At 70.8% G+C, this 15,282-nt stretch carries 15 protein-coding genes; 3 read left to right on the top strand and 12 right to left on the bottom strand.

Annotated features, from left to right (window positions below; all coding sequences use genetic code 11):
* From ABWV53_RS00890 to ABWV53_RS00850, 9 genes are all read right to left on the bottom strand, one after another.
* Entirely contained in the window at positions 1-426 is a 426-nt protein-coding gene (locus ABWV53_RS00890; protein WP_353361970.1) for a biopolymer transporter ExbD, read from the bottom strand.
* A gap of 16 nt (positions 427-442) precedes the next feature.
* Entirely contained in the window at positions 443-1,144 is a 702-nt protein-coding gene (tolQ, locus tag ABWV53_RS00885; RefSeq protein ID WP_353361968.1) for a protein TolQ, read from the bottom strand.
* The gene (gene ybgC, locus ABWV53_RS00880) at positions 1,141-1,563 is read right to left on the bottom strand and encodes a tol-pal system-associated acyl-CoA thioesterase (protein ID WP_353361966.1); all 423 of its coding nucleotides are present in this window, start codon (positions 1,561-1,563) and stop codon (positions 1,141-1,143) included. The genes tolQ and ybgC overlap by 4 nt, the downstream gene beginning before the upstream one ends.
* A 38-nt stretch (positions 1,564-1,601) precedes the next feature.
* Positions 1,602-2,801 (bottom strand): pyridoxal phosphate-dependent aminotransferase, encoded by a 1,200-nt coding sequence (locus ABWV53_RS00875; protein ID WP_353361964.1) that lies wholly within the window; start codon positions 2,799-2,801, stop codon positions 1,602-1,604.
* Between the two features lie 82 nt (positions 2,802-2,883).
* Positions 2,884-3,453: a transcription antitermination factor NusB gene (gene nusB, locus ABWV53_RS00870; protein ID WP_353361962.1), complete on the bottom strand. Its 570-nt coding sequence runs from the start codon at positions 3,451-3,453 to the stop codon at positions 2,884-2,886.
* Entirely contained in the window at positions 3,450-3,914 is a 465-nt protein-coding gene (gene ribH / locus ABWV53_RS00865; RefSeq protein WP_353361960.1) for a 6,7-dimethyl-8-ribityllumazine synthase, read from the bottom strand. Before ribH ends, nusB begins: the two co-directional genes overlap by 4 nt.
* A 5-nt stretch (positions 3,915-3,919) precedes the next feature.
* Positions 3,920-5,041 (bottom strand): bifunctional 3,4-dihydroxy-2-butanone-4-phosphate synthase/GTP cyclohydrolase II, encoded by a 1,122-nt coding sequence (gene ribBA, locus ABWV53_RS00860; RefSeq protein ID WP_353361958.1) that lies wholly within the window; start codon positions 5,039-5,041, stop codon positions 3,920-3,922.
* Between the two features lie 451 nt (positions 5,042-5,492).
* Positions 5,493-5,795: a 2Fe-2S iron-sulfur cluster-binding protein gene (locus ABWV53_RS00855; RefSeq protein WP_353361956.1), complete on the bottom strand. Its 303-nt coding sequence runs from the start codon at positions 5,793-5,795 to the stop codon at positions 5,493-5,495.
* Between the two features lie 523 nt (positions 5,796-6,318).
* Positions 6,319-6,600: a DUF427 domain-containing protein gene (locus ABWV53_RS00850; RefSeq protein ID WP_353361954.1), complete on the bottom strand. Its 282-nt coding sequence runs from the start codon at positions 6,598-6,600 to the stop codon at positions 6,319-6,321.
* Positions 6,601-6,723: 123 nt separating this feature from the next.
* Here ABWV53_RS00850 and ABWV53_RS00845 point away from each other — a divergent pair, with 123 nt between their 5' ends.
* The 3 genes from ABWV53_RS00845 (at position 6,724) to ABWV53_RS00835 (ending at position 11,683) form a co-directional block, all read left to right on the top strand.
* On the top strand, positions 6,724-7,632 hold the full coding sequence (locus ABWV53_RS00845) for an SDR family NAD(P)-dependent oxidoreductase (RefSeq protein ID WP_353361952.1): 909 nt from the start codon (positions 6,724-6,726) through the stop codon (positions 7,630-7,632).
* 134 nt (positions 7,633-7,766) lie between these two features.
* Positions 7,767-9,302, top strand: coding sequence for a glutamate--cysteine ligase (gshA, locus tag ABWV53_RS00840; RefSeq protein ID WP_353361950.1), 1,536 nt, complete (start codon positions 7,767-7,769; stop codon positions 9,300-9,302).
* 119 nt (positions 9,303-9,421) lie between these two features.
* Positions 9,422-11,683 (top strand): FUSC family protein, encoded by a 2,262-nt coding sequence (locus ABWV53_RS00835; RefSeq protein ID WP_353361948.1) that lies wholly within the window; start codon positions 9,422-9,424, stop codon positions 11,681-11,683.
* 71 nt (positions 11,684-11,754) lie between these two features.
* On the opposite strand, the gene ABWV53_RS00830 is transcribed toward ABWV53_RS00835, so the two are convergent.
* The 3 genes from ABWV53_RS00830 to ABWV53_RS00820 form a co-directional block, all read right to left on the bottom strand.
* Positions 11,755-13,482, bottom strand: coding sequence for a thiamine pyrophosphate-binding protein (locus ABWV53_RS00830; protein WP_353361946.1), 1,728 nt, complete (start codon positions 13,480-13,482; stop codon positions 11,755-11,757).
* A gap of 133 nt (positions 13,483-13,615) precedes the next feature.
* Positions 13,616-14,872 carry a GAF domain-containing sensor histidine kinase gene (locus tag ABWV53_RS00825; protein ID WP_353361944.1) on the bottom strand — a complete coding sequence of 419 codons (1,257 nt, stop codon included), beginning with the start codon at positions 14,870-14,872 and terminating at the stop codon, positions 13,616-13,618.
* A gap of 94 nt (positions 14,873-14,966) precedes the next feature.
* Complete coding sequence (locus ABWV53_RS00820) at positions 14,967-15,218, bottom strand: oxidoreductase-like domain-containing protein (RefSeq protein WP_502903803.1); 252 nt, start codon at positions 15,216-15,218, stop codon at positions 14,967-14,969.
* Between the last annotated feature and the right edge of the window lie 64 nt (positions 15,219-15,282).

Genomic DNA, 15,282 nt, shown 5'->3' with positions numbered 1-15,282 from the left:
TCAGCCGCCCGCCTTGACGGACAGGCCCACGCGCTGCACGCCGGCCTTCTGCAGCGAATCCATGGCTTTCACCACCGACTCGTAGGGCACGGTCTTCTCGGCGGTGATGACGACCGCGCTGCCCTCGGGCTGGCCGGCCTGCCAGCGCTTGGCGGCGTCGCCGATCTCGCGCTGGGTGAGCGTGCGGGTCGCGTCCTGCGTCTTGAGCTGCAGCTGCCCGTCCTTGCCGACCAAGATCTGCGCCACGGCCGGCGGTTGCCTGGACGCCTTGCCCACGGTGGGCACGTCGATCATGCCGGGGGTCAGCATGGGGGCGGTGACCATGAAGATGATCAGCAGCACCAGCATCACGTCGATGAACGGCACCATGTTGATCTCGTTCATCGACCGGCGGCGGCTGCCGCTGCGCGAAGCCATTGCGGGCATGCGTGCCTCCTAGCGGTCAGTGGCCCGAAGCCGAACCGGGCTGGGCGCCCAGGTTGCGCTGCAGGATGTTGGAGAACTCCTCGATGAAGGTCTCCTGGTGGATGGCCACGCGGTCGATGTCACGGGCGAAGCGGTTGTAGGCCACCACGGCCGGAATGGCGGCAAAGAGGCCGATGGCGGTGGCCACCAGCGCCTCGGCGATGCCCGGCGCCACGTTGGCGAGCGTGACCTGCTCCATGCCGGCGAAGCCGGTGAAGGCGTGCATGATCCCCCACACGGTGCCGAACAGGCCCACGTAGGGCGACACCGAAGCCACCGAGCCCAGGAACGACAGGCTCGACTCGATCACGTCCATCTCGCGCTGGAAGCTGGCGCGCATGGCGCGGCGGGCGCCGTCCAGCAGCGTGCCGGGGTCGGAGATGCGGCGCTCGCGCAGCTTCTGGTATTCGCGCATGCCGCTCGCGAAGATGCGCTCCATGGGGCCTGCGTTCTTGGCGTTCTGCGCGGCGCCCGCGTACAGGTCGTTCAGGCTGGTGCCCGACCAGAACTCGCGCTCGAAATCGTCGTTCAGCGCACGCACCCGCTTCAGGGCGAACAGCTTGCGGAAGATCGCCGCCCAGCTGGCGATCGAAACGCCGATCAGCAGCAGCATGACGAACTGCACCACCCAACTGGCGTTGAGCACCAAACTGACGATCGACATGTCTTGCGAATTCATGGTCTTGAGAGTGTTTGCAGAAGGGAGGCAGGAATGCGCGCGGGGCGGAGCGTGTCCGCCTGAACCCAGCCGATGCGGACGGTGCCTTCACACAGCAGCGCCGGGCCCGACTCGCTGGCTTGCTCTGTTTTCAGGAGCGCCTGCTGGCGTATTGTCAGGCAAGCCCGTCCGCAATCCAGAACGGCTGCCGTAACAATCAGTTCATCGTCCAGCCGGGCGGGTTTCAGGTAGCGCAGCTGCGCGTCCACTACGACGAACATGCCGCCCGTGAGTTCCCGCAGCGACTGCTGGCCCAGGCCCAGCGAGCGCAGCCATTCGGTGCGGGCACGCTCGAAGAATTTCAGGTAGTTGGCGTAGAAGACGATGCCGCCCGCGTCGGTGTCTTCCCAGTAGATGCGCACGGGCCATTCGAATGCCATGACGGAATGCCTTGCTTGCCGTTCGGTGGGCCGGCCGTTCAACCGATCACCGCGCGCAGGCGGCGCACGGCCTCCTGCAGCTGCGGCATCGAATTGGCCGTGGAAAAGCGCACGAAGCGCGCCGTGTCGGCCGTGCCGAAGTCGCGCCCGGGCGTGATCGCCAGGTGGGCGCGCTGCATCAGCGCGAAGGCGAAGTCCCAGCTGCCTTCCACGCCCAGCCGCTCGGCCGCCCGGGTGCAGTCGGCCCAGGCGTAGAAGGCGCCATCGGGCGCCACCGGCACCTGCAGGCCCAGCGATTCCAGCGCGGGGATGAAGAAGTCGCGCCGGGCCTTGAATTCGAACCGCCGCCGCTCGTATTCGGCGATGCTCTCGGGCTCGAAGCAGGCCAGGGCCGCGTGCTGCGCGATGGTCGAGGCGCAGATGAAGAGGTTCTGCGCCAGGCGCTCGACCACCGGCACCATGGCCTCGGGCACCACCATCCAGCCCAGGCGCCAGCCGGTCATGTGGAAGTATTTGCTGAAGCTGTTGATGCTGATGACGTTCTCGTCCAGCGCCAGGGCCGTCTGGCCGAAGCTGCCCGCCGCCGCGCCCTCGGCGTAGGAGAGGCCCAGGTAGATCTCATCGACCAGCGTGACGCCGCCGCGAGCCTGCACCACGTCGTGGATGCGGCGCAGCTCGTCGGCCGCGATCGACGTGCCGGTGGGGTTGGAGGGCGACGCCAGCAGCACGCCGCGCGTCTTCGGTCCCCAGGCGGCCTCCACCTTGGCGGCGCTCAGCTGGAAGCGTTCCTCGGCGGTGGTGGGAATCAGCACCGCCCGGCCCTCCGCCGCGCTCACGAAATGGCGGTTGCACGGATAGCTCGGGTCGGGCATCAGGATCTCGTCGCCCGACTCGATCAGCGCCAGGCAGGCCAGCTGCAGCGCCGCCGAGGCGCCCGCCGTGATGACGATGCGCCGCGCCGGCACCTGCACGCCGAAGCGCTGCGCATACCAGCCGCTGATGCGCTCGCGCAGGGCATCCAGTCCCAGGGCGTTGGTGTATTGCGTGGCGCCGGCCCGCACCGCGCGGTCGGCCGCCTCCTGCACCAGGGGCGGCGCGGTGAAGTCGGGCTCGCCGATGTTCAGGAAGATCATCGGGTCGGCGCTGCCGGCCACGCTCCGCGCCAGGGCCTGGGCGGCCTTGGCGACTTCCATCACGTAAAACGGTTCGATGCGCTCGGCGCGGGAGGAGAACTTCATCGGTGCGCGGTTCCTGCCCGCGAGGGTGCGGGCGCAGTGAGGCGGGCGCGGCGGCGGCGGCAGTGCCGACCGGCCGGTCCGGTCAGTCGTTCGTGTGTTCCGCCGGGTCTGCCGGCGCGGCCGGGGGGGCGCCCCGGTCGCCCTTGTCGGCGGCCACTTCCGCCGCGCGCAGCTGCGGCGCCAGTCCGTTGAGCACGCCATTCACATACTTGTGGCCGTCGGTGCCGCCGAATTCCTTGGCGAGCTCGATGCATTCGTTGATGACCACGCGCCAGGGCACGTCCAGGCAGTGCTGGAATTCGTACACGCCGATCCACATCGCCGCATGCTCGATGGGCGAGATCTCGGCCATCTTGCGGTCGAGCTTGGGCGCGATCAGCGCATCCAGCGACTCGGCCGTCTGGATGCAGCCGTGCAGCAGGGCGTCGTAATGCGCCGAGTCGGCCTTGTGAAAGCCGGCCAGGTCGCGGGTGAAGGTGTCGATAGCCGTGGCGTCGTTGCGGCCCACCAGGTATTGGTAGAGCGCCTGCAGCGCGAATTCGCGGGCGCGGCTGCGGCCCGACTTGGACGCGGCCTTGCGGGCGCCGGTGCTGGTGGTGCCGGTGCGCGCCTGGCGGGGCGGCCGCTTGTCGCCGAAGTTCGATACGCTCAAGACAGCTCCTCCAGCAGGTTGGCCATCTCGACGGCGACGCGCGCGGCGTCCACGCCCTTTTCCGTCTGGCGGGCGATGGCCTGCTCCATGTTCTCGGTCGTGATGATGGCGTTGGCCACCGGCACGTGGTATTCCAGCGCGATACGCGAGACGCCCGCGCCCGATTCGTTGGCCACCAGCTCGAAGTGGTAGGTCTCGCCGCGGATGATGCAGCCCAGGGCGATCAGCGCATCGTATTCATCGCGCTCGGCCATGGCCTGCAGCGCCACGGGCACTTCCAGCGCGCCGGGCACCAGCACGTGGTGGATGTGCTTTTCCTGCACGCCCAGCGCGATCAGCTCCGCGCGGCAGGCGGCCGCCAGCGTGTTGGTGATGCTCTCGTTGAAGCGGGCCTGCACGATGCCGATGTGCAGCTTCTTGCCGTCCAGCCTGTCCGCCGTTCCTTTGTCTGCGCCAAACATGTCGTTTATTCCTTGGGGATGTATCCGGTGATCTCGAGGCCATAGCCAGCCACGCTGGGCATGCGGCGGGGCTGGCCCATCAGCTGCATGCGCGTCACGCCGCATTCGCGCAGGATCTGCGCGCCGATGCCGTAGGTGCGCAGGTCCATGCGGCCGCGCTCCGGCGCGTGGGCCGACTGCGCACGGCCTTCGAACTGCGCGAGCAACTGGTCGCCCGACTCGCCGCAGTTGAGCAGCACGGCCACGCCGTGGCCCTGGTCGCTGATGTATTGCAGGCTGGTGTCCAGGCCCCACGAATGCATGGCCCGGTGCACTTCCAGCGCGTCCAGCACCGACAGCGGCTCGTGCACCCGCACGGGCACGGTGGCGTCGGCGGGCCATTCGCCCTTGACCAGGGCCAGATGCACAGACTGGCTCGGGCCGTCGCGGAAGGCGTGGGCGGTGAATTCGCCCCAGGCGGTCTGCAGCGTGCGCGTGCCCACCTTCTGCACCAGCGATTCGTGGCGGCTGCGGTATTCGATCAGGTCGGCGATGGTGCCGATCTTCAGGCCGTGCTCGGCGGCGAAGGCCTGCAGGTCCGGCAGGCGGGCCATGGTGCCGTCGTCCTTCATCACCTCGCAGATCACCGCGCTCGGGCTGCAGCCGGCCATGGCGGCCAAGTCGCAGCCGGCTTCGGTGTGGCCGGCCCGCATCAGCACGCCGCCGTCCACCGCCTGCAGCGGGAAGATGTGGCCCGGCTGCACCAGGTCGCTGGCGACGGCGTTGGGAGCGACGGCGGCCTGCACGGTGCGGGCGCGGTCGGCGGCGGAGATGCCGGTGGTCACGCCTTCGGCCGCCTCGATGGAGGCGGTGAAGGCCGTGCCCATCTTGGTGCCGTTGCGCGGCACCATGGGCGGCAGGTTCAGGCGTTCGCAGCGCTCGCGCGTCAGCGTCAGGCAGATCAGGCCCCGGCCGTAGCGGGCCATGAAGTTGATCGCGTCCGCGCTCACATGGTCGGCGGCCAGCACCAGGTCGCCTTCGTTCTCGCGGTCTTCCTCATCGACCAGGATCACGATGCGCCCGGCGCGCATGTCGGCCACGATGTCTTCGACGGGCGAGATGGCCACGAGCGGGAGGGGGGTGTTCATGAAGGGAGCTTTCGAGGTGGCCGGGCGGCCGGGGTGCGGCGCGTGTTCCCGGCGGGCGGCGGGCACCCCGCGCGGGGTGCCACCGAAAGAACAGGCGTCGCGGCGGGGCCGCACGGTGCGGGAGCGCTGCGCTCCCGTGAAGCGGGCGATTCTATTCCAGCGGGCTCTACCCTGCCGCCTGCTTAGAACGTATTGACGATCTCCCAGGGGTCGCGCAGTGGAGTGGGCGGGTGGGCTGCAAGGCGCGGTGCGCAGTGGATAGCACGGCTACCCACAAGCGCCGCAACGCCGCAGACCGCCGCCCACACCGCTGCCCTTCGGGTTGGAGCGAAATCGGGCGATTGGAGGCTCCGGCTGCTTGCATGGGCACGAGCCCATGCGGCGCATCCGGAGCATCCACTCATCCCGATTGCGCTCCAACGCGAGCCCCTGCGAGATCGTAAACACGTTCTTAGATGCCCTGGGGCTCCAGCCGCAGGTCGCTGGTGGGGTAGGCGACGCAGGGCAGCACGCAGCCTTCGGCCTGTTCCTCGCGGGTCACGCCCGGCCAGTCGATGCGGTAGTGTACGCTGCCCTCGGCCAGCAGGCCGATGCAGGTGCGGCAGGTGCCGTTGCGGCAGGAGCTCGGCCAGTCGATGCCGCCTTGCTCCAGCGATTGCAGCAGCGTCTGTTCGGGCCAGGCATCGCATTGGGTGCCGTCGTCGCCGACACGGGCGATGAAAAAGGGTGGGGTGGCGGGTGCGATGTCGGCCATGGCGTGCGGACGTGAAGTGGGGTTTACAGGTCGAATCAGGCTCTGGCGCTTGATTCATATAGGCTTATAGCTATCAATAGTGTAGCAAACCGCTGGGGGCCGGCCTGCGTCCCGCAGCGGCGGCGTAGCTGCCTAAAAACCAGGCACCACAGCGCGATCCCTTGCAAATCAACGACTTGGCGTGGTCATACAAGGCTTGTGCAGACTTATCCACATGATTGTCCAGCGATGCGAGGGATAACCGGAGTGCCGGTGGACGCCGCTGCCCGTTTTTTGAGCAGCAGAACGAACCTGCTTGCAAATCAACGACTTATTTCCGTCATACAGCGCTTGTTCAGAGTTATCCACACGATTGTCCAGCGAACCCAGGGATAACCCGCGTTCGGGCGGCAGGCAGGCGCTGCCTCAATTTTGGGCAACGCGTGCAGTGGCCTTGCAAATCAACGACTTGGCGCGGCCATACAGCGCCCATGCCGGCTTATCCACATGATTGTCCAGTGCGGGCAGGGATAAGCGGCACCGTTCAGGGCGCGACCTTCACACCCTTCCAGAACGCATACCGGCCCCGGATCGATTCGGCCTCGGGCTTGGGGTCGGCATAGGTCCAGGCGGCGTCGGCGTTGATCTCGCCGTTCACCAGCACCGACAGGTAGGTCGCCTGGCCCTTCCAGGGGCACATGGTCTTGTGGTTGCTGAAGGTGAAGTGCTCGCGGCGCAGGGCGCTTTCGGGAAAGTAGTGGTTGCCCTCGACGAGCACGGTGTCGTCGCTTTCGGCCAGGGTGATGCCGTTCCAGGTGGCTTTCATGGGTTTCCTTCGGTGGGGTGGACAGGGGGGGCGGGAGCTGCCGGGAGTCACCCCCGGCAACCGGCCGGGCGGGGTGGCTGACGTACAGTGCGGCGATCATTGTCAACCAGAGGAAGTTCATCCATGTCCCTCGACTTTCAAGGCCGCGTGGCCATCGTGACCGGTGCCGGCGGCGGCCTCGGCCGCCAGCATGCGCTGGCCCTGGCGGCGCGCGGTGCGCGCGTGCTGGTCAACGACCTGGGCGGCGCGGTGGACGGCAGCGGCGCCGGGGTGTCCGCCGCGCAGGCGGTGGCCGACGAGATCGTCGCCGCGGGCGGACAGGCGCTGGCGAACGGCGCCTCGGTCACCGACTTCGCCGCGGTGCAGGCCATGGTGGCCCAGGCCGTGGACGCCTGGGGCCGGGTGGACATCCTGGTCAACAACGCCGGCATCCTGCGCGACAAGTCGTTCGGCAAGATGGCCATGGACGATTTCCGGCTGGTGGTGGATGTGCACCTCATGGGCGCCGCCCACTGCTGCAAGGCGGTGTGGGCGCACATGGTGGAGCAGAAATACGGCCGCATCGTCATGACCACCTCGTCCACCGGCCTCTACGGCAACTTCGGCCAGGCCAACTACGGCGCCGCCAAGCTGGCCCAGGTCGGCCTCATGCAGACGCTGGCCATCGAGGGCGCCAAGCACGGCATCCACGTGAACGCGCTGGCGCCCACGGCCGCCACCCGCATGACCGAAGGCCTCATGCCCGAAGAGGTGCTGGCCGCGCTCAAGCCCGAGGCCGTGGTGCCGGCCATGCTGGTGCTGGCGCACGAGAGCGCCCCGAGCCGCACCATCCTCTGCGCCGGCGCGGGCAGCTTCGAGGCGGCGCACATCACGCTCACGCAGGGCATCCACATCGGCCTGGCCGCCGATGCGGACGAGCAACTGGCGGCGCGCCTGGCCGAGGTGACCGACCGCGCGCACGAGCAGGTGCCGGCCAGCGGCGCCGCCCAGGGCACGGCCGAGGTCGGCAAGGCGATGGCCGCGCGCGGCTAACCCAAACGGCCCTCGCCACCCGGCCGCCGGCCAGAGTGCCCCGTTGGCCGGCCGGGCTGCGCGGGCGCGGCCGGCAGAGTGCCCGCTGCCGTGCTAAGTTCCGGGCCCACAAGAGATGGAACGGCGAACAACACATGACGACACTGCAAGAGCGCATCGGCGCGCAGCCCCCTGAGCGCCTGGCGGGCATTCGCCGTGGCGTGGAAAAAGAAGGGCTGCGCGTGCTGCCGAACGGCGCCCTGGCGCTCACCCCGCACCCGGAGCCGTTGGGCTCGGCGCTGACGCACCCGCTCATCACCACCGACTTCAGCGAGTCGCAGATGGAGCTCATCACCGGCGCGCACCCGAGCGTGCAGGCCACGCTGGACGAGCTGACCGAGGTGCACCAGTTCGCCTACCGGGCCCTCGCCGGTCAGCCCGGCGGCGGCGAGATGCTCTGGGTGTCGAGCATGCCCTGCGGCCTGCCCACCGACGAGACCATTCCCATCGCCCGCTACGGCTCGTCCAACATCGGCCGCGCCAAGAGCGTCTACCGCATGGGCCTGGGCCACCGCTACGGCCGGCGTATGCAGACCATCTCGGGCATCCACTACAACTGGTCGCTGCCGGGCGTGAGCAGCGAGCAGTACTTCGGCCTCATCCGCAACTTCCGCCGGCATGCTTTCGTGCTGCTCTACCTGTTCGGCGCGTCGCCAGCCCTGTGCCCGTGCTTCGTGGCCGGGCGCGCGCACAGCCTGCAGCCGCTGGGCGACGGCCGCAATGCCTTCTACCTGCCGCACGCCACGTCGCTGCGCATGGGCCGCCTGGGCTACCAGAGCGACGCGCAGGCATCGCTCGCCGTGAGCTACAACGGCCTGCAGGGCTACGCCGATTCGCTGCACGCCGCGCTGACCCAGCCCTATGCCGCCTACGAGGCCGTGGGCGTGCTGAACCCGGGCGGTGAATACAACCAGCTGGGCACCAGCCTGCTGCAGATCGAGAACGAGTTCTACGGCACCATCCGCCCCAAGCGCACGGTGCGCACGGGCGAGCGCCCGCTGCACGCGCTGCGCGAGCGCGGCGTCGAATACGTCGAGGTCCGCCTGATGGACCTGGACCCGTTCGAGCCGGTGGGTATCACCGGGCAGACGATGCGGCTGCTGGACGTGTTCCTGCTGCACTGCCTGCTGAGCGACAGTCCGCCCGACACCCCCGCCGAGATCGCCGAGCTGCAGCACAACCAGCACCTGACGGCCGAGCGGGGGCGCGAGCCCGGCCTGCAGCTGATGCGCGGCGGCCGCGGCATGTCGCTGGCCGACTGGGGCGCCGAGCTGCTGGCCGACTGCGCGCCGCTCGCCGCCGCGCTGGATGCCGCGCAGCACACCGATGACCACGCCCAGGCGCTGCGGGCCGCGCAGGCCGCCTTCGCGGCGCCGGGGCAGACGCCCTCGGCCCGCGTGCTGGCCGAGCTGACGCAGCAGCACGGCAACGACTTCACCGCCTTCGCCCTGAGCCGGTCGGCGGCCACCCGCGATCACCTGCTGGGCCTGCCTTGGTCGGCCGCGCAGCAGGACCATCACGCCCGCCTGGCCGAGCGGTCGGTGGCCGAGCAGAAGGCGCTGGAAGCGGCCGACACGCTGGCCTTCGAGCCCTGGCGCCAGCAGTACATGGCGGTCGAGCAGCTCGGCTGACCGCCCGCCCGCCGCCGCGCCGCCCGTGCCGGGGGTGCCGGGGGCGTGTCGGCGGCGCCCTGGCATTCGTCGGCGCCGTCCGATGGCGCGGCCCTCCACGCCCTTGCATAGTGACACCCGTGAACAACGTCCTGCCTTCCCGTGTCGACCTGCAGCGGCGCCTGCGCGCGGCGCTGCGCACCGCCCTCAGCCATTACGTCGCCAACGGCATCGGGGTCGCCATCGGGCTGATGCTGATTTCCGCCGGCGTGCACGTGTTCTTCGGCGCAGCCGCTGCCTCGGCGGCGTCGGTCGGCGTGATAGTCACCGCGCCGCCCGACCTGCCGGGCCCGCGCCGGGGCAAGTTCTGGCAGATGCTGCCCGCGCCGCTCCTGGGCATGCCGCTCTTCTTCGGCGTCCAGATGCTGCAGGACGACCCGCTCGGCCTGGGCCTGCTCATCGTGCCGGCGGCGTTCATCTCGTTCCTGGCGATGGCCTGGGGCAAGCGCGGCGTGCCGGTCGCCATCGCGCTCATCTTCTCGGCCGTGTTCAGCCTGGCCGTGCCCACGCACGAAGGCCGAAGCGCCCTCGACGGCGCGCTGCGCACCACGGCCTACTTCGGCCTGGGCGCCGGGCTCTACGTGGTCTATGCGGTGCTGGCCAACCTGGCGCTGAACGGCCGCTACCGCGTGCAACTGCTGGCCGACACCCTGCTGGCGCTGGCCCAGCTCATGCGCGTGCAGGCGCGGCGCTTCGGGCGGGCCGACCCGGCGGGCGGCGCGCCCCTGCCGCCCGACCCGGCCCTGACCAGCCAGCTGCTGGCGCGCCACGCCGCCCTGGCCGACCAACTGCAGTCGGCCCGCGACGTGGTGCTGGAATCGCCCCGCACCCCGCGCCGCCAGCGGCTGGCGGGCATGCTGCTGCTGGTGCTGGAGATGCGCGACCACCTGCTGGCCTGCGAGCTGGACCTGGACACCCTGCGCGCCCAGCCGGGCCATGCGCACGGTTTGCGCGCGCTGCAGTCGGTGCTGCGGGACATGGCGGGCGACATCGAGCAACTGGCCGATGCGCTGCTGCTGGGCCGCGTGCCGCCGCCGCTGGAAGACCGCCGCGCCCGGCTGGCCGGCCTGCGCTGGGAGCCCGACGGCACCGGCACCGGTGATGCATCGCCTGCCCCCTGGGCCGGCCCCGGCCCGTCGCCCCAGCTGCTGGCCCGCGCGCTCGCCGACCGCACCGGCCACATCAACGACGAAGCCCTGCGCCTGGTCGCGCTGGCGCGGGGCGAGGCTGCGCCCAACCTGGCGGTGGTGCGGGCCAGCTGGCAGATGTTCGTCAGCCCCACGGCCTGGTCGTGGTCGCCCTTTTTCTCGCTCTGGCGCTGGGACGCGCCGCCGCTGCGCCACGCGCTGCGCGCCGCCCTGGCCATGGGGGCGGGCTACATCGTGTCGCTGGCGCTGCCCTGGGGCACGCATGCCTACTGGATCCTGCTGACCATCGTGGTCGTGCTGCGCGGCAGCCTGGCGCAGACGCTGGAGCGCCGCAACGCCCGGGTGGCGGGCACGCTGCTGGGCTGCGTGCTGGCGCTGGGCGTGCTGTCCACGCATCTGTCGCCGCTCGGGCTGATCGCGGTGCTGACGCTGGCGCAGGCCGTGGCGCACGGCTTCGCGGTGCGGCGCTACCTCATCACCGCCGTGGCCGCCACGGTGCTCGGGCTGGTGCAGTCGCACATGCTGAACACGGGCGTCAGCACCTCGTTCGCGCTCTTCGAGCGGCTGGCCGACACGCTGATCGGCACCGGCATCGCGTGGGCGTGCAGCTATGTGCTGCCGTCGTGGGAGCGGGGGCAGATCCCGGCGCTGGTGGCGCGCACCGTGGCCGCCCAGGCCCGCCATGCCCGCGTGGCGCTGGGCCTGGGCCAGTTGCAGGCGGTGGACGACGCGCCCGAGCTGGCCTGGCGGCTGGCCCGCCGCGAGGCCTACGACAGCCTCTCGGCGCTGGTGCAGGCCACGCAGCGCTCGCTGAAGGAGCCCCGCGCCGTGCGCCCGCCGGTCGATTCGCTGCAGCGCCTGCAGGCGCATTGCTACCAGCTGCTGGCCCAGCTCACCGCCGTCAAGACCATGCTGCTGCTGCGCCGCGGCCAGCTCGAGCCCGGCCGCATCGAGGCGCCGCTGGCGCAGGCGGCAGACCGCATCGACGCTGCGCTGCTGGCAGCGCCGGGCGCCGCCGCGCCCGCCGCGCCTGCCCGCCCCGAGGCCGCGCCGGGCCCTGAGCCGCTGCCCGACCCGTTCGCCAACGACCTGAACCCCTGGCTGGTGCGCCGGCTGGACCTGGCCGTGCTGCTGGCCGGCCAGGTGCGCAGCGAGGCGGACATCGCCCGCCAGCCGGGACCCAGGGCGCCGTGACGGCTGTTTGCTATTGATTTAATAGCTCCACCCGCTTGTTCCACGGGCCCTGTAGGCCGATTGGGCTTGAATCAGGAGGCCTGCGCGCGTGCCAGCGCCGCGCTGCGGATGCCCGCCAGCGTGCCGCCGGGCGTGATGGCTTCCGCGTCGAGCAGGCAGTGCAGCACGCTGGGCAGGCCGCTGGCCCGCGCACGGGCCAGGGCGGGGGCGAACTCTTCGGTGCGCTCCACGCGCTCGCCGTGGCCGCCGAAGGCCTGGGCGTAGGCCTTGAAGTCGGGGTTCTTCAACTGCGTGGCGCTGACGCGGCCGGGGTATTCGCGCTCCTGGTGCATGCGGATCGTGCCGTACATGGCGTTGTCCAGCAGCACCACGGTGACGGCCAGGCCGTATTGCACGGCGGTGGCGAATTCCTGCCCGTGCATCAAAAAGTCGCCGTCGCCGGAGAACACCACCACCTCGCGCTCGGGCCAGAGCCGCTTGGCGCCCACGCCGGCGGGCAGGCCATAGCCCATCGACCCGCTGGTGGGCGCGAGCTGGCTGGCGTAGTGGGAGAACGGCCAGAAGCGGTGCACCCAGGTGGCGAAGTTGCCGGCGCCGTTGCAGAAGATGGTGTCCGGCGGCAGCACGGCCTTCAGGTGCTGCATGACCTCGCCCATCTGCAGCGGGCCCGGGATGCGAATCGGCGACGGGTCGCTCCACGCCAGGTATTCGGCGCGCGCGGCCTGGGTGTGTGCGGCCCAGCGCACCGGGGCCGGGGGCCGCACTTCGGCCAGCGCCGCCGCGAAGGCCTGGGGCGTGGCGTGGATCGCCTGCGCGGGGCGGTAGAGGCGCCCCAGCTCGTCCGCGTCGGCATGCACGTGCACCAGCGGCTGCTGCGGCGCGGGAATGTCCAGCAGCTCGTAGCCCTGCGACGGAATCTCCGACAGGCGCCCGCCCAGCAGCAAAATCAGGTCGCTGCCGCGGATGCGCGCCAGCAGCTTCGGGTTCACGCCCAGGCCCAGGTCGCCGCCATAGCTGGGGTGGCTGGCCGGGAACAGCATCTGCCGGCGGAAGGAGCAATAGACCGGCAGCTGCCAGGCCTCGGCGAAGGCCGCCACGTCGGCCACCGCGCCGGCCGACCAGCGGCTGCCGCCCAGGATGGCCACCGGCCGTTCGGCGGCGGCCAGCCGCTCGGCGAGGGCGCGCAGGTCGCCCGGGCCGGGGTGGGTTTCGGTCACGGCGCAGGGCAGGGCGTCGGCCACCGCCACCGTGTCGGTGAGCATGTCTTCCGGCAGCGCGATGACCACCGGCCCGGGCCGGCCGGAGGTGGCGACGTGGAAGGCGCGGGAGACGAGTTCCGGCAACCTTCGGGCATCGTCGATCTGCACCACCCACTTGGCCATGGTGCCGAAGACGGCGGGGTAGTCCAGTTCCTGGAAGGCCTCGCGGCCCAGCGCGCCGCGCGCCACTTGGCCCACGAAGACGATGAGCGGGGTCGAGTCCTGGTGCGCGATGTGGATGCCGGCCGAGGCGTTGGTCACGCCAGGCCCCCGCGTGACGAAGCAGATGCCGGGCCGGCCGGTGAGCTTGCCCTGCGCCTCGGCCATCATGGCCGCGCCGCCTTCCTGGCGGCAGATGGTGACGGCGATGGCGGCGTCATGCAGCGCGTCCAGCACCGCCAGGTAGCTCTCGCCCGGCACGCAGAAGAGCTGCCGCACGCCGTGCAGCAGCAGCTGGTCGACCAGCACCTGGCCGCCCGTGCGGGGCGTTGGCGTGGCGGCGGAGGAAGGCGAATCGGGGTGGGCGGGGTGGGTGGTCATGCAGGCGGGCGGGCGCGGATGCGCGCCGAGATGGAAGCCGAAGGAGCCGCCACTATGGCCCAGCGCCGGCTTCAATGCAAAGCAGCGCCGGCCCGGCCGTCGCCCGGCGCCGTGCCCCGTCCGCCGGCCCCGTTCAGGTGCAGGGCAGGCTGATGGTGACCGACGTGCCCATGCCCGAGCGGCTTTCCAGCCGCACCTGGCCGTGGTTGGCCTCCACCAGCGACTGCACGATGCCGAGACCCAGGCCCACGCCGTCGTTGCGGGCCTTGGCGGACTCGCTTTGCCAGCCCGGCTCGAAGGCCCGGGCCACTTCTTCGTCCGTCATGCCCACGCCGTTGTCGGTGACGGTGATGTCCAGCGTCGCGCCGCGGCGCGCCCCGGACACGCGGATGGTGCTGCCCGCCGGCGAGTACTTGAGCGAGTTGCCGATCAGGTTGCCCAGCACCCGCACCAGCTGGCCGTAGTCGACCTGCAGCGTGGCCTCGGGCAGAGGCTCGAGCAGCAGCTTCATCGAGAACTTGTCGGCCATGGGCGTCATCATGTCCACCGCATCGGCCGCCAGCGTGGCTACCGCCACCGGCTGCAGGTGGGGCGCGGCATCGGTCGACTTGAGCAGGCTGTCCACCATGGTGGTCATCATTCCGACCGCCGACAGCATGCGGTGGGTGACGGCCTCGTGCCCCGTGCCGCCGCTGCGCTGCAGCAGCTTGGCGCTGAGCTGGATCACCTGCAGCGGCGCGCGCAGGTCGTGCGCCACCACGGCCAGCACGCGTTCGCGCGACAGCGCCTGCCCGCGCGCGGTGGCAGCTGCCTGCCGGGCGGCGGCCAGGGCGGCGCGCAGGTCCAGTTCGCGCGCGGCGGAGGCCGCCAGCTGGCGAATGGTCTCCAGCTCGTTGGTCGTCCATTCGCGGGGCACCGTGTCGATCACGCAGAAGCTGCCGATGTTCTGCCCGCCCGACTTGAGCGGCACGCCCACGTAGGCGCGCACGCCCAGCGTCTGCACGGTGGGCACGGCCTTCCACTCCGGTTGCGCGTGGGTGTCGTTGATGACCAGCGCCTCGTCACGGTCCAGCGTGAAATGGCAGAAGGTCTGGCCCTGCATCTGCCGCGCCTGCCCCAACGCCTCGGGAAAGCCGTGCTGGCTTTTGTAGAAGTCGCGCTCGCCATCGACCACCGAGATGAACGAGGCCGCGCAGCGCAGCAGCCGGGCAGTGACGGCGGTCAGGCTGTCGAAGCCGGGCTCCTGGACCGAGTCGAGCAGGCCGCTCGCCTGCACGGCGCGCAGCCGCGCCGCCGAGGTGCGCGCCTGCTCCCAGGAGGGTACGGTTCCGGCGACGGGCGCCAGAGGCTGCGGCAACGGCTCGGCAGAGCGATCCTTGGGGAATTCCATCTGCCGAGAATACCGTGATTCGTTGTTCCGTCCGACATACACCGGCGGGGTGCGAGTGATAGGGCTTGCCGCGCTGCCTCGCGTGGGCGTTTCCTCAGGGTTCGGCCGACGCGCCCGCGGGGTGGAGAGCCGCTGGTGCGCAAGCCGCCGCCGCCAGGGCTTGCTCCGCGTCCTCGCACCACCAGGCCGCGGCGGCGTAGAAACCCTCCCACACGCAGCCGTTGCAGCCCCGGCCGCAGCACGTGGTGGGCTCGGGTGGAGGCGGGCGCAGGGCCACGCCGGCCGCGCGAAGGCGCGGGTTCAGTTCCGCGAAGCGAACGCGCACGGCATCGAGGTCGTCGGGCAAGTTCGTCGCCTGGTGGTGGTGGTGGTGGGGCAGGGCGTCCGGCGGCGCTACGCCGGCCGTCCGA

Origin of the sequence: Acidovorax sp. FG27 (assembly GCF_040365715.1) — a bacterium.
Lineage (GTDB): Bacteria > Pseudomonadota > Gammaproteobacteria > Burkholderiales > Burkholderiaceae_C > Paracidovorax.
The sequence above is the reverse complement of the archived record's forward strand: the minus strand, read 5'-3'. Positions and strand labels throughout refer to the sequence as shown.

Bases quoted from the DNA above. Each gene is read 5' to 3' on its own strand.
- ribBA (WP_353361958.1), bottom strand. From the start codon at position 5,041: ATGAACACCCCCCTCCCGCTCGTGGCCATCTCGCCCGTCGAAGACATC.
- tolQ (WP_353361968.1), bottom strand. From the start codon at position 1,144: ATGAATTCGCAAGACATGTCGATCGTCAGTTTGGTGCTCAACGCCAGT.
- gshA (WP_353361950.1), top strand. From the start codon at position 7,767: ATGACGACACTGCAAGAGCGCATCGGCGCGCAGCCCCCTGAGCGCCTG.
- ABWV53_RS00825 (WP_353361944.1), bottom strand. From the start codon at position 14,872: ATGGAATTCCCCAAGGATCGCTCTGCCGAGCCGTTGCCGCAGCCTCTG.
- ABWV53_RS00875 (WP_353361964.1), bottom strand. From the start codon at position 2,801: ATGAAGTTCTCCTCCCGCGCCGAGCGCATCGAACCGTTTTACGTGATG.
- ribH (WP_353361960.1), bottom strand. From the start codon at position 3,914: ATGTTTGGCGCAGACAAAGGAACGGCGGACAGGCTGGACGGCAAGAAG.
- ABWV53_RS00890 (WP_353361970.1), bottom strand. From the start codon at position 426: ATGCCCGCAATGGCTTCGCGCAGCGGCAGCCGCCGCCGGTCGATGAAC.
- ABWV53_RS00830 (WP_353361946.1), bottom strand. From the start codon at position 13,482: ATGACCACCCACCCCGCCCACCCCGATTCGCCTTCCTCCGCCGCCACG.
- ABWV53_RS00850 (WP_353361954.1), bottom strand. From the start codon at position 6,600: ATGAAAGCCACCTGGAACGGCATCACCCTGGCCGAAAGCGACGACACC.
- ABWV53_RS00845 (WP_353361952.1), top strand. From the start codon at position 6,724: ATGTCCCTCGACTTTCAAGGCCGCGTGGCCATCGTGACCGGTGCCGGC.
- ABWV53_RS00855 (WP_353361956.1), bottom strand. From the start codon at position 5,795: ATGGCCGACATCGCACCCGCCACCCCACCCTTTTTCATCGCCCGTGTC.
- ybgC (WP_353361966.1), bottom strand. From the start codon at position 1,563: ATGGCATTCGAATGGCCCGTGCGCATCTACTGGGAAGACACCGACGCG.